The following is a 14069-nucleotide window of genomic DNA, read 5'->3' on the forward strand; positions in this document are numbered from 1 at the left end:
AACAATATTGATTATAAGAGCCTAAATAATATCTCATTTGGACCCAATCAATTACAAGTTTCTTACGTTGTTTTGTATGAAAATAGCAGCTGCTGTGCCTGTAACATAATTACTGGACACAGCCTAATATCAGCTATTCTTGGCCTAATTTCTAGGCTAGTCGTGAAGGTATTTGTTTCTGTAATCTGACGCTTTCGCAACAATGATTAATGGAAATATTGGTGCGATCAAACCCAGTGTGAATACTATTTTTTCTTCCGCGAGCAACAAAAACATACTTGTTATGATGATCGATACCAGAAGCACTACAACGAACATGTGTTTTTTTTGATTTTTCTGAGAAAAGAGAGCGTATTTTCTGATCATGGGCAGTAAATAAGTAAATAAGTAAATAAGTAAATAAAGAGAAGAAGTTAAGACTTAAGCGATTAGATCAAGGTATATCAAGCCGTACCAAAAATTTGATAGGGATTTTGATATTATGTGCTGCTTCCGTGCAGCTTTATTTTTTTCCTACTCTACACGTCATGTAGATGATTCACTATGTGTATTAGAGCGCACTTTTAAATTGATGTAAATAATATGTATGTTATTAAGTGTGATGAATCACTCAAGGCTGCGAAATGACCAGCCTCTTGATCACATCTTGCGCGACCCCCTGAGATGACCCATGCCAAATACTGCGTTCAGTCTTGTATACAAAATCTTTCTGTTTGACCTCGACAGCCAGAGCTCCCTCTTTGAATGCCTTATGATCGTCATTGGCAATACAGCGCCAAGCGGTGTAAACAATCTTATAAGTTTGCTTACACTCAGGAGGGAGGGGGAATGACAGCTTACCTAATAACGCCCCCCCAAGAGTGTTAGAATTACCGGTCCCCACATCGTCTCGCTCACGATTATCAGGACGACTTAACCTTATACCAATCAGCATCATTGTGTTGATTGATGATACTCAACCAGTTGTTGATCCTTGTCAATAAATCGCCACTCTTCAATCAATTACGACTCTAAATTCTGCCTATAGTTATTCCAGCGTTGTGGGTAGTGACGGAAACCCGCTTGTTATACCCACTGTACCCTGGTTTTAACAAGATGAAATGGAGTTGAGTCTATGAACAAAAAGGATGGTTTGAGCCTATCGAGGCGACAGCTGCTGTTGGGGACCGGCAGTCTGGCTCTGGTTTCTTTGTTTGCCGCAACGCCGATCATGATGGCGATGGCCAAGGCCGGCATGGTATATGAGCCAGGCAGTGGAAAGTGGATAGGGACCACCTGCAATGGCTGTACCTCGTTCTGTGCCAAGCAGGTTTACATTCAGGATGGCCGTGCCCTTCACATCCGTGGCAACGAATATTCCAAGGTACATGGTACCGCCAGTTGTCCGCGCCAGTACCTGGCTTTGCAAGAGCTTTATGATCCGGATCGGGTGCGCACCCCGATGCTGCGCACCAATCCAGAAAAAGGCCGGGGCATCGATCCTAAATTTAAGCCCATCAGCTGGGATGAAGCAATCAAGTTGATGGCAGATCGCCTGATGGCGCTTCGTGAGCGCAACGAAACTCATCGTTATGTAACCCTTCGCGGGCGTTACTCCTACCTGAGTGATCTGCTTATCAAGAATTTTACCCAAGTTCTGGGTTCTCCTAACGCTATCACCCACAGTGCTCTTTGCGCAGAGGCGGATAAGCTGGGCAGCTTTTTTACCGAGGGTGACTGGGGATACCGCCAATATGATATCAAAGATACTCGTTATATCCTTTCGTTCGGCGTGGATCCTCTGAGTGCCAACCGGCAGGTTTCCTACTATTGCAGCCAGTGGGGCAATACTCTGGATCATGCCCAGGTTGCTATTGTCGATCCGCGTTTTTCTGCCTCCGCAGCCAAGGCCGATGAGTGGCTGCCGGTCGTGCCGGGGCAGGACGCGGCTCTCGGTTTAGCTTTAGCCCATCAGCTCTTGGTCGATGGCGGCTGGCACCGACCTTTTATCGGAGATTTCAAAGATGGTCAGAATCATTTTGTCGCTGGCCAAGAGGTAGATCCTGCGACCTTCGAGGAGCTGCACTCCCATGGGTTGGTACGTTGGTGGAACCTTGAACTGAAAGAACATAAGCCGGAGTGGGCTGCTGAGCTGTGCGGCATAGAGGCGGCACAGATCCGTCGCCTAGCTGCAAAACTGGCTGACGCGGCACCACGGGTACAGATCTGGCGGGCTCGCGGGGCTCAGATGCAACACCGTGGTGGCTATACCGCCATGGCCTTGCATGCGTTGAATGGCCTGCTCGGTGCCATTGACCAGGAAGGTGGCGTGCTTAAGTGGGCCTCGGTACCGCTGGGGAAAATACCTTCTTCTAAGGAATACGCGGACGAAATCGGTCAGCAAGGCCTCAAGAAAGAGAAGATAGACCGCCGTGGTCGGCTTGAGTTTCCGGCGCTCAAGAAGGGCAAGAGTGGCGGAGGTGTGGTCACCAACGCAGTGGCCGAGAGCATCTTGACCGAAGACCCTTACCTTCCGGATTTCGTACTCGGTTATTTCAACAACTTCACTTTCTCGGCTCCGGGTGGTCAGCTGTGGGAAGAAGCGTTGAAGAAGGTCCCCTTTGTAGCTCACATCACGACCAATATCAGCGAATTCAGCTGGTATGCCGATCTGCTCCTACCGGCGCCACACTTCATGTTTGAGCGCTGGGGTATTCAGAAAACTGCAGGTAATCGCCACACCCAAGTCTCGATTAGCCAGCCGATGATCAAGCGTCTGGGGCTGTCTGTCGAGGATGAGTGTGGTATCCCTTGGCTGATAGCAGAAGAACTGGCCCGACGCGGATTCAAGGATCCGATGCGCTATCTGATAACGGAATTCAAGGATCCGGAAACCGGCAAGGAGCCAACCAATGCCGATGAAGTGGCACTGTATGCAACCAAAATCCTGACACAGAAGCTTTGGGATCCGCTCCAATACAAGGAAGGGGATCGCTTTAGTAGCTGGCAGGAGTTTCAGGATAAGGGGGTGTGGAACTCTAAGCCCTATCCGTTCCGCAAGCGCTGGAGCCACATGAAGACGGCTACCAAGAAGTTTGAGTTCTACAGCGAAACCATGAAGGTGGCTCTGGAGAAACACGCCAAGAAGTATCATACCGACGTGGATCGGGTGATGGAGGTCACGGGTTACTTAGCTCGTGGTGAACAGGCTTTCGTGCCGCACTACGAGCCTCCGTTCCGGTATGGGGATGAGAAGGCGTTCCCCATGTTGTTCGTCGACCACAAGTCACGTCTGAGCCGGGAAGGCCGATCGGCCAATACGTCCTGGTACCAGCAAAATCTAGATATTGATCCAGGGGTTCGCAAGAATGCGGACGTCGCCAAATTAAACCCGATAGATGCGAAAATGCTGAGTATTGAGGATGGAGATACCATCCGCATCACTTCGATACAAGGCAGTATTGTCTGTAAAGCGGCTCTGTTTGAGGGCGTGCGCCCCGGAACAGTCGCCAAGGCGTTTGGCCAGGGACACTGGGCCTATGGCCGAATCGCTTCCCGGCAGTTCGGCAAGACACCATTCGGTGGCAACAACAATGAACTTCTGCCACCAGTCTATGAGCAATTGTCTGGATCCTCGGCCTTCTACGGCCAGATTGGTGTCCGGGTTGAGAAGGTATAGGAGGCTAGACGATGCGATATGGAATGGTAATCGATCAACAGAAATGCGTGGGTTGTGCAGGTTGTATCTTCGCCTGTAAGGCGGAGAATCATACTCTGCCCGAAATCAACTGGTGCGACAAGATCATCACGATCAGTGGTAAGTATCCGGACGTTAGTTTCGAATATATATCTACCATGTGCAATCACTGTGATGACGCCCCTTGTGTCAAGGGTTGTCCGACCCAGGCGATGCACAAGGGAGAGGGAGGACTGACCCTCCATGATCCGGACAAGTGCATCGGCTGCAAGGCCTGCATGGTGAACTGCCCTTATGGGGTGATCAGCTTCAACTGGGATCGACCGCATAAGAGGTGGCAGGATAACACCGGATTGGCTGCAGGTACCTTCACGCCGATCAGCATGTTGGAGGAAGCGGGTGGTGAAGGTAGTCCCCATAGTAATCCGGAGGGTGCCAACAGCTATCCGCTGGTGCGCGCGCGCGGCACAGTGGAGAAGTGTAACTTCTGCGATCACCGACTCAAGGCGGGGCAGAATCCGGTCTGTGTGGACGCTTGCCCGTCACAAGCACGCGTGATAGGCGATCTGGATGATCCCGACAGCCAGGTGTCACGGCTGATCAGGAAGTACGATGGACAGCCACTCAGACCGGAACTGGGGACTGGCGCTAAGGTCTATTATATCCGTCGCTACACTCCACAACATCGCTCATAGGAGATCAGCACCATGAAAACCGACAATTTCAATATGTTGTTTCTGGCACTGTCCGCCGCCGGGCTGCTGTTCGGAGGCTACTTTGCCGTTGAGGAGTGGTTCATTGGCCCCTCCTTTGCGGCCAACGATGGCCTGGTATGGACTTTGCCACTGGTGACTTACATCTTTTTGGCGCTGGCCAGCACCGGGATATCTATCCTCCTGACGTGTGGCGAATTACTTGGCAACGAGACCCTCAAGGCCCACAAGTCCTTGTTGTTAATTACTGCCTTGTCGCTGCTGATTGGTGCCTTCGCGGCCTTGGCCACTGAGTTGGGATCATTGTTCCACGTCTTCTGGCTGGTTCTGACTCCCAACCTCAAATCCCCCATTTGGTGGATGGGAACGCTCTACGCTATCGAGTTGATGCTGCTTGGCATCAAGTTCTACGCTATGCTGAGCGAACGCACCTTCAGCTTTGAACGTTGGCTTTCTGCGGGCACTCTGTGCGTGGCGGTAGCGGCTTCCTTGGTATTGGGCAGCGTATTCGGGACGGTGATCGGGCGGATAGGCTTCCATGGCGTGGATGCATCCATTCTCACCTTCCTCTGTGCCCTGGCCAGCGGACTGAGTTTGGCACCGCTACTACTGATTCCGGAGAAACGTACTGTACTGTTACTGCCTGGACGGTTAGTGCTCGGTATTCTTGCTCTGTTGTTGGCGGTCAACTACGTCTATTTAGCTCGCGGCAGCATCCTGGCAGAGCAGCCTTGGGTCGCACTCTGGATGCCGCTGCTGCTTTTGGTGGCGTTGATAACTTACCAGACGAAGCCGGCAATAAGCGCGATGGTTGCCTTACCGACCCTGTTGTTGGTAGAACTGGCCTTTGTCACTCAAGGACAACTGCAGGTTCTGGGGCCCAAGCAGACTTGGTTGGGTGCAATGCAAAGCTACCAGCCCAATCTGGCTGAGGTGGGGATTCTCATCTTTGGCTGTTCGGTCGCCTATCTCTGCTTCTTTGTGTTCAAGCAGGCGATAGCCCGATTTGGTGAACAGATACCCTCGGATCGCTAAGTTCTCTGTTTGTGTATCGCCATAAACCTTTGCTGAAACCCCCAATAGCCCGGCCGATATGGTCGGGCTATTGGGGGAGGCAGACAAGCTGGACTTGATGTGTGACCTCTACGGTTGACCTTTTGTATGACCTCCTGTGTTTTGATACAAGTATGCTGCTGTTTAGCCCGAAGCGCTGTGGGTATTAATCCTCTCTGCATCGTCATGGTTGTCACCCCATTAATTACAGCGAGTTACCTTGTTATCAGCAGCCTAGCAGTATTTTCCCTCACGCCTACTTTGGCTAACCGGGCACTAAATGGTATCCTTCCTGCCCAGTTTTAGCGTTGTGCTCGGAAAAGTAATGAATTTTAATCGTATTGTCTGCTTTGACCTCGAAATGTGTTGTTGGAATGATGATCGGGAGTCGAGAACCGGAGAAATCATCGAGATCGGTGTCGCCGAGTTGGATCTGACAACCGGTGAGATTGTTCGGCGGGCACAGCACTATGTAAAGCCAGTACATGATGAAGTGTCACCGTTTTGCACTGAGCTGACAGGTATCAAGCCGGAAGTCATCGAGAAAAACGGAAAGCCTTTGGCAACGATCCTGAAGTCAATTGAGCAGAAGTTTGGTGGTCGCCATAAAATTTATGCTGCCTGGGGCCGAGATGACTTAATTTTGCGGGCTGAGTGCAAAGAGAAGGACATTAAGGTGCCTTTTAATGAGTATTTAAACTTGGCCACATTGTTCCGTTTGCAGCGTCACGTAAACAACAAGCGTTGCGGTCAGCGTGCGGCAATGGATATGGCAGGTGTTGAGTGGGAAGGTCGTCAGCATTCTGGCTATGTTGATGCTTACAACTTGGCACGCCTGGCTAAGACGATGTTCATTCCACCAAATGAATAACGGTTAATGGTATTTTCTAAAGTCGCGTAATGCGGCTTTTTTATTGTTTTCTATAACTTAATTTTGTAGATAATCATCTGCTTAATTGGACTTTATGCTGTAGTATTCATATCGGTTTTGTCAGGCTGGATGAAAAGGCATGGAGATTGAGTTTACCGAGTGTAACATCCCCATTCGAAATGAACGTACACAGGACTTGTTTCCGCGTTGCGATATCATGAATGAAAAAAGAGATCATGATGAATTGAGGTGCTGGTGGAATGTTCCGTTTGTCGATGAACTCAGTTATATCGAAACGGGATTAATTGGTGTATATGTTCTTGATGGTGCGACGTGGGATTGTCCAAGACGAATATCGGAACATCAGACTGTTAGCGAAGCGTCTACGGCGGCACGCTTTTATATTAGTCATTCTCCGATATTCCGATTTTTTAATGAACCATACCAGCCCGTAGCAAAGGTGGGGCATCTATTGGAAATGAGCTCGTTGATCAATGGTAAGCTTGGCAGGCCAACTGAACAGGAATTGTTTGATTTTATGTTTAGCTGGTTGCCTGAAGTAGCTTGTGAGCCAATGGAGCAATGAGGAGTACCGCCATAGTTCACTAGTGGCGGTATTTATTAACCTGATTAAGCCATGCGGACATTCATTGTGATCTCGGCGCGAAATACGAGGTTGCCTGCCGTATCTTTGACTTCAACAGGGACTTTTTTATCCCCTTCTGTATCCCACTCTATTCCCTCTCCTAAGGCAACGGCTGTTAAATCGGTGGTGGCTTTCTTTAAATATTCCACCGTCATTCCAACAGGGATCCAGCGGCTTTTAATGGGTACAGATACATCCGTCATCATTCCACCAGCAAGTTCGGCCATGTTGCACATTGCTATCGCATGGACTGTGTTGATGTGGTTGGTGACTTTCCGGCGTTTTTTGATCGCAACTTCAGCATAACCGGGTTTGAGCTCACGGATCTGTGGCTTGATTGAGGAAAAGTACGGCGCCATTCGACAGACAATGAAAGTAAAAAGCTGGCGGCCAAAGGGCAGACTGGATAAGCGCTGATAAATCTTGAGGTTTTTACGCACTGAAAATTCCTTTTTCCAATTAATGCTGGTCAGACCACGGTACAGTGTGGTGGTATGAAAATCAATCAAGCTGTTTATTTTCCTGTGAGTATGATCACTCTTTCTTATCAGGAATGATTATTATAAGTATATTTTACTGGCTTATGTTTTCGTTAAAATTCAATGGCTTGTTGGTGTGCGGCTTGTAAAGGTCGTGCGAGATTCTTGCACGATATATAAGTGTTTCTCACTAATGTCTGACAATAGAATCATGATGTCTTTTTAGAGATATTTATATCTAAAATGACCTGCCAGAATATGTGCAACATGAATAACTTTTCATTCAAATAAATAATCGTAAACGCATTTTAAAGGCAGACCATGTTCTATTTATTTCCTTTATTGACAGTTTCAATCTGGGCAGGGAACGCCATTGTAAACAAGCTCTCGATCAGTGTGATCGATCCGGGCGCGATTTCATTCTATCGCTGGTTTGTTGCCATGTTGGTACTCTCACCATTTGTCTTGGGCTCGGTATGGCGCAACTGGTCAGTGATCCGCCCTCACATACCAAAGCTGGCTTTTTTGGCATTGCTTGGCATGGTGTTAAACCAATCTCTGGGTTATTTTGCCGCTGAAACGACCACGGCCACTAATATGGCATTAATCATTTCCTTGGTACCGCTCATTAGTATGTTTCTCAGCGTGCCCCTGCTGGGGCAACGGTTGCTGCCGTTGGCAATTATTGGGGCAACCTTATCGCTGGCAGGGCTGGCCTTGATGCTTAGCCATGGTGATATTAGCAATCTTGTAGCAAGAGGGATCACTGAAGGCGATGGGCTATTGTTATTGGCGGCGTTTGTCTATGCATTGTATTGTGTGCTGCTGAAACGCTGGCAGATGCCTCTTAGTACCTGGCAATCTGTCTATATACAGGGGGTGATTGCTGTAGTGATGCTGATCCCGCTGCTAGCCAGCAGCGAACGGGTCGCGATCTCCTCGGAATCTTTACCTTTGATAATGTATGCCGCAATCCCGGCATCAGTGATTGCACCCTGGTGCTGGTTGCAAGGGATCCAGCGCCTGGGAGCTGATCGTACTGCAATGTTTATGAACCTGATGCCTGTGTTCACGGCGGGTATCGCGAGTGTGATGCTTAATGAGCAGCTAGCGGCGTATCATTATGTCGGTGGTGGTATGGTGCTGGCCGGGGTGGTTCTGGCACAGCGTAAACCTAAGGCGATACCACAACAATTGGTAACGGCATAAGCTGATTGGGTTTCAGTGCAAAACAGACAGCGGCAATGACTTTTGGTTATTGCCGCTTTTTTATTGTGTAGCTCTTAGCTATCAGGCATTGGCAGAATTTACGATTTTTTCACTTATTGTATTTCTTGTCATGGCGAACGAGGTCATGGCGATGGTATTGCCGGGGCTGCATTGCCTGAGAAACCGTCAAACATTTATAACGGCATCACATCTCCTTTTGAGTTTGAAAGCGAGTTATTCAGTACAGTTTTAAATGGCAATGAAGGAATGCCAGCCTGGGGGGCGGTACTGTCTAGAAGTGATATAAAAGATATCTTTGGCTATGTCATTGAAGTAAATAGTAGTAAGTAATGTATTGATTGATGGGATGAGCATAAATGGGCACCTTGTCATTTATGCCATCCCACATTTTCCTATCAAGGCTAATCTTTCGAGCCCAGCATAATGACCGCAGCGAGAGCCAAAAAGGCACTCATCATCAAGAAGGCATCGTTATAGGCCATAATGGCAGCATCACGCTGCATGGTTGCCATTAAAGACGCCTGCGCTTGCAACATGGCGGTTCCGGTATCACTACCGGCCTGCACAAAGTAATTGCTTTGCTGCAATAGTTGTTGCCAGGCGTTGGTGCTGATACTAGGCACAGATTCTTTTATGTGGGCCAAGTGCTCCCGGGTTTTGTTGTCTAGCATGGTGGCGATGATCGCGATGCTGAAAGCGCCGCCAAGGTTGCGCATAACATTGGTGAGTGTCGATGCATCCGGTGTATCTTCTTTGCTGATCCCCTGCATTGCCACTAGCGATAGCGGCACCATGATAAACGGGCTGCCGATGGCACGCAGCAGCATTGAGAAAATCAGCTGTTGGCCGCCAAAATCAATGCTCATATGGGTATTAACAAAGCAGCTTAGCCCGAACATCACAAAGCCAAATGTCACCAAATACTTAGGTTTGATGATATTGGTTAGCTTTGGCACCAGCGGAAAAATAAGTAGCTGCGGAAAGCCCATCCACATTAGCACTTCGCCGATCTCTAAGGCGTTGTATTGCTGGATCTGGGTCAGATAGAGCGGCAGGACATAAATAGAACCTAGCAGCGCCATCCCAAGGATCAGATAGGCCAGGCATGACATGGCAAACTGCCCATTCTTCAGCAGCCGCAGATTAACCAGCGGCTTTTTGTGCTGCAGCTCATTGATCACAAAATACACCAGGCTGACAGCTGAGATGATTGCCAGGGTGACAATGAAATCAGAGCTGAACCACTCTTCGCGGTTACCGTCTTCCAATACTACTTCCAGGCAACCCAAACCCAGTGCCATCGTAATGATGCCAACCCAATCGGCTTTCAACAGGCTCTGAATATTCAGTGGCTCGTCATCCAGACCATAGCGCACCATGGCGATCAGCAAAATTGCAGGTGGGATGTTGATATAAAAAATGTAGTGCCACGACAGGTTTTCCGTCAGCCAGCCCCCCAAGGTTGGGCCAATGGATGGGGCAAAAGTGGCGGTAACACCGAACATGGCCATCCCGATTGCACGTTTATGAACTGGCAGCAGCTGGACCACCAGGGAAAAAGCCAGCGGGATCAATGCACCGCCACTGAACCCTTGCAGTGCCCGGAACAGGATCATCGAGGTCATATTCCATGATATCGAACATAATAGCGATGATAGGGTAAAGATCACTGTCGTCCAGGTAAGGTAACGGCGCTTACCCAGTGCCATTGAAAGCCATCCACTCAAAGGGATGGCAATCATTTCGGCCACCAAGTAAGAGGTTGAAATCCAAGAGCTCTCATCCAGTGTTGCCGAGAGCGCACCCTGAATATCTTTCAGGGAGGAGTTGGTGATCTGGATATCTAAAATAGCCATGAATGCGCCGATCAGGCCACCGATCAAGGCTATCCAATTACGACGAGGCACTTCATCTTGAGTTTGGGCTACCGGCTTGGTGTGTGGTGCCGCTGCCGGATCCCCGGCGGTGACTGACGTACTCATTGGATTAACCTCGGGTATCGACAGTGGCAACAACAGACAGGCCAGGGATCAAACGCCCTTGAAGCTGGGCAGGTTCGGCGATAGTGATTTTGACCGGTACGCGCTGGACAATTTTGGTGAAGTTCCCGGTCGCATTCTCTGGTGGCAATAGTGCAAATTTAGCCCCTGTTGCTGGCGAGAAACTATCGACGATACCTTCCAGCGGTTGACCTGGAAATGCATCTAGCTCGACTTTCACTTTTTGGCCCTGATGGATCCCTGCCAGCTGGGTTTCTTTGAAGTTGGCCTCAATCCAAACATTCGATGTAGGTACCAGGCTCATCAGCGGCATGCCTGGCTGTACATACAAACCAATCCGCAGGCTGCGTTTGCCGACGATACCATCAACAGGCGCATAGATGTTGGTGTAACTCAGGTTGAGATCCGCCTGTTCAAGTTGGACATTGGCTTCGGCAACGGACGCTTCTGCCTGTACGATCTGGCTGGCAATGACGGCCAGTTGATCTTTGGCGGCCTGGTAGCTAGCGGTCGCTTCGTCGAGCTGGGCTTTGGTCACTTTCAGGTGAGAGGTGGCACTGTCCAGTTCGTCTTGCGAGGAGTAATTGCGCTTCAATAGGCTATGTGTGCGGGTGACTTGTTGTTGGGCCCGTTCATACTCAGCATTGGCCGATGCGATTTGGCTTTCAGACTGGCGGATCATGGTTTTTTGCAATTGCTGCTGTGCTGTCAGGTTATCGATCGCGGCCTGGCTGACGGCAAGGTTTGCCTCGGCCTTGTCACGGGCAGCGATAAAATCACGGTCATCAATTTTGGCTAGCAGTTGTCCTGCTTTAACTGTTTGGTTATCAATGACAAACGACTCGGTGATATAGCCGGATACCTTGGGGCTGATATTGGTGATATCGCCTTGTAGGTAGGCATTGTCTGTCGATTCAAAGTATTGTCCATAGCTAAACCAGTACCCGCCGGCACCAAGACCTAAGGCCAGCATGATTAAGGTTGCGATCAGCGGCGCTTTGTTCTTTTTGGTTTGTGGGGTATCAGTCATGAGGGCCTCTTCTGATTATTTGGAATACTGAGATTTTTTTGTGTTACAAAGTGTAAGTGAAAAAGATTGGTTGATTGGATAGGAAAAAAAGGAAACACTGTTGCAGATTTTTAACCAATAGGTGGCGAAATGGATCTCAATACCATTGCTATTTTTTCTCAAATTGTTGAATGTGGAAGTTTTACTCAAGCTGCAGAGGCTCTGGATCTGACAAAATCGACGGTTAGCCGGAAAGTGGCCGAGTTAGAGCAACACCTAGGTGTGCGTTTGATCACACGTTCAACCCGTAACCTGGCTCTTACTCCTGAAGGAGAGGCTTTCTACCAGTCCTGTATGCAGATGCTGGAAATCATGGAGCAGGCTGAACTTGAAGTGACAGCCAATCAAGATTTGATCCGTGGGAGACTGAATGTCGTTATGCCTGTTGAGTTGGGCCAGCAGGTGTTTGGGTCTTACATTAATGACTTCATTAAGTTGTATCCAAACGTCACGATCCACCTTGAGCTGACAAACCGTGAGGTCGATATTATAGGGGAGGGTATCGATCTGTATGCTCAGGTTGGTGAAGTGTCTGATTCCAGTATGGTCGCGCGGCCGTTTTATTCCTCTCGTCGGGTGATGGCTGCCAGCCCACACTACCTTGCACAATATGGCCAGGTTACAGCTCCCGAAGACCTAAAAGCTCCCCACCATCAGGTGAAGATTTACAATAAGGCGGTTAAGTTACCCAATTGGCACTTGATACAAGCCGATAACGACGTGATTGTTGATTTACCTTATCGGCTCAGGGTTAACACGATTACGTCTTCCCTGATGGCTTGTTTGGATGGCTTGGGTATTGCGCTGCTGCCTGAGTTTCTCTGTCGTGAACATTTTGCCAGCGGCAAACTGGTGCGATTATTACCAGACTGGGAGATGCCGGAGGCAACGATTAGTTTTGTCTATCCACAGCGTCAGCTGCTTCCTAAGCGGCTGAGAATATTTATTGATTATTTGATTGAGCGTTTCGAACAGCGTGATACGGCGAGCCTGATGAGAGAAAAGCTATAGGTAGGAAATGTAGGTATTAAGGCCGAGAACTATCCATGTTCCAAGCCACAAAAGAAACGACAACGGTGGACTTTACAATGTAAATCAAAAACGATGACGGTAACCAAGGGTGAAAGCAATATCGGTACTGTTGTCCATATTGACGACATTTTCTATCACCGAAAACTCGATGGCACTGTGTTTCATGTGATAGCGATAGCCGAGCAGGATTTCATGTGAAGGCTCGGAAAGATCCGAAGCGGCATCGGTAGCCCCTTCATAGATATGATACTCGGCAAGCAGGCGGTGTTTTTCCCTTAGTTGGTATTGATAGCCAGCGCCGGCTGCAAACGCAACCGTGTTATAGGGAACATCTCCAAGTACCTCGTCGTTGCGTCGGTATGATAGTCCAAACAGGCTATAGAACGTATGTTTCTTGTTGCGATAACTGTAGTTGAGCTGGACGGCTTGTTCGAAGTTACTGGTGGCAAACGGGCCGCTAGGCACATAGTTATAGTACAGCGAGCCGCCGAGCGATAAGCCATGGTGGGCGTTTTCGAAAAGCTGGTAACTGGTATAGAAAGTCACAGCGCTGCTTAGTGTTTCCCCGCTGAAGTCGTGAATTTCAACACCGTACTGCGGAACGGAGATATCAAAGGAGTGATCATCGACTTCGTCCCGGCCATTAGCGCCTATGCCAAAGAGATCATGGAAAGAGTTAGTCAGGTTGTCCAGGTGGTTATTGGCGGCAAATCGCCAAGTATAATCCAGCTCGACTACCCATTTGTTATTGATCTGCCACAGGCCGCCTATGGAGAGTGCATTCTGGTAATAGTCAGCACTGTATTCGTCTGTTTTAGCAAAGACGCTGGCAATGGTTCCAGTCGTGTACAGCTCGACCGTTCCGGGCTGATAGCTAAAGCCATTGCGCATCAACGGCGTTAGGCTATTCGATTGTATGGGGGATTGGGCGTAGGTCTTTAACGGACCATAATCATCAAAGCGGCTAACGCTATCTGCTATCGCATAGCTAGAAGAGCAGAGTGCTGCCACCCCTGACAAGGTATATACCGTGATACTGCGTGTATTCATCACAATGCCGTTTGGTGTTGGTTATTATTTTAGTTATGAATGGTTTGATGGGTATCTTGTATAACCTAGCTTGCCTGACCGCTTTCTGAACCAGCCTGAATTAGTGATGAAATTGTTACTTTTACTGATGAGCGGGGCGGATTGATTCCTTGGTAATTAACCTTGAGTGTAGTGAACAGGTAAAGAGGTTGGTTGCTCAGTTGTGCAACCCTTTCTCAAACTCGAGAAGGCATGGAATGAGTGTGTCACT

The 14069-nt window shown here is 48.9% G+C and carries 12 protein-coding genes; 8 read left to right on the top strand and 4 right to left on the bottom strand.

Annotated elements, in window-relative coordinates; genetic code table 11:
* Positions 1 to 1132: 1132 nt before the first annotated feature.
* From AC51G0_RS25160 to AC51G0_RS25180, 5 genes are all read left to right on the top strand, one after another.
* Positions 1133 to 3658, top strand: coding sequence for a molybdopterin-dependent oxidoreductase (locus tag AC51G0_RS25160; RefSeq protein WP_496302305.1), 2526 nt, complete (start codon positions 1133 to 1135; stop codon positions 3656 to 3658).
* 11 nt (positions 3659 to 3669) lie between these two features.
* Positions 3670 to 4371, top strand: a complete 702-nt coding sequence (locus AC51G0_RS25165) for a 4Fe-4S dicluster domain-containing protein (RefSeq protein ID WP_496302306.1) — start codon at positions 3670 to 3672, stop codon at positions 4369 to 4371.
* Positions 4372 to 4383: 12 nt separating this feature from the next.
* Positions 4384 to 5424, top strand: coding sequence for a hypothetical protein (locus tag AC51G0_RS25170; RefSeq protein WP_496302307.1), 1041 nt, complete (start codon positions 4384 to 4386; stop codon positions 5422 to 5424).
* A gap of 343 nt (positions 5425 to 5767) precedes the next feature.
* Positions 5768 to 6313, top strand: a complete 546-nt coding sequence (locus tag AC51G0_RS25175) for a 3'-5' exonuclease (protein WP_496302309.1) — start codon at positions 5768 to 5770, stop codon at positions 6311 to 6313.
* A 139-nt stretch (positions 6314 to 6452) separates the two neighbouring features.
* Positions 6453 to 6899 carry a hypothetical protein gene (locus AC51G0_RS25180; protein ID WP_496302310.1) on the top strand — a complete coding sequence of 149 codons (447 nt, stop codon included), beginning with the start codon at positions 6453 to 6455 and terminating at the stop codon, positions 6897 to 6899.
* A gap of 44 nt (positions 6900 to 6943) precedes the next feature.
* Here the strand turns inward: AC51G0_RS25180 and AC51G0_RS25185 are convergent, their stop codons facing one another.
* Complete coding sequence (locus tag AC51G0_RS25185) at positions 6944 to 7399, bottom strand: hotdog fold domain-containing protein (protein ID WP_496302311.1); 456 nt, start codon at positions 7397 to 7399, stop codon at positions 6944 to 6946.
* Between the two features lie 360 nt (positions 7400 to 7759).
* Between AC51G0_RS25185 and AC51G0_RS25190 the strand changes: the two genes are divergently transcribed.
* Together AC51G0_RS25190 and AC51G0_RS25195 are read left to right on the top strand one after the other, a co-directional pair.
* Entirely contained in the window at positions 7760 to 8647 is an 888-nt protein-coding gene (locus tag AC51G0_RS25190) for a DMT family transporter (protein ID WP_496302312.1), read from the top strand.
* Between the two features lie 171 nt (positions 8648 to 8818).
* Positions 8819 to 8998 (top strand): c-type cytochrome, encoded by a 180-nt coding sequence (locus AC51G0_RS25195; RefSeq protein ID WP_496302313.1) that lies wholly within the window; start codon positions 8819 to 8821, stop codon positions 8996 to 8998.
* Positions 8999 to 9069: 71 nt separating this feature from the next.
* Here AC51G0_RS25195 and AC51G0_RS25200 read toward each other — a convergent pair whose 3' ends face one another.
* Both AC51G0_RS25200 and AC51G0_RS25205 read right to left on the bottom strand, forming a co-directional pair.
* A complete protein-coding gene (locus AC51G0_RS25200; protein ID WP_496302314.1) occupies positions 9070 to 10650 on the bottom strand; it encodes a DHA2 family efflux MFS transporter permease subunit in 1581 nt (526 codons plus the stop codon).
* Positions 10651 to 10654: 4 nt separating this feature from the next.
* Positions 10655 to 11698 carry an HlyD family secretion protein gene (locus AC51G0_RS25205; RefSeq protein ID WP_496302315.1) on the bottom strand — a complete coding sequence of 348 codons (1044 nt, stop codon included), beginning with the start codon at positions 11696 to 11698 and terminating at the stop codon, positions 10655 to 10657.
* Positions 11699 to 11827: 129 nt separating this feature from the next.
* Between AC51G0_RS25205 and AC51G0_RS25210 the strand changes: the two genes are divergently transcribed.
* The gene (locus tag AC51G0_RS25210; RefSeq protein WP_496302316.1) at positions 11828 to 12748 is read left to right on the top strand and encodes a LysR family transcriptional regulator; all 921 of its coding nucleotides are present in this window, start codon (positions 11828 to 11830) and stop codon (positions 12746 to 12748) included.
* Positions 12749 to 12832: 84 nt separating this feature from the next.
* Here the strand turns inward: AC51G0_RS25210 and AC51G0_RS25215 are convergent, their stop codons facing one another.
* A complete protein-coding gene (locus AC51G0_RS25215; RefSeq protein WP_496302317.1) occupies positions 12833 to 13819 on the bottom strand; it encodes a DUF3187 family protein in 987 nt (328 codons plus the stop codon).
* Between the last annotated feature and the right edge of the window lie 250 nt (positions 13820 to 14069).

The organism is Photobacterium sp. HL06, assembly GCF_059552575.1.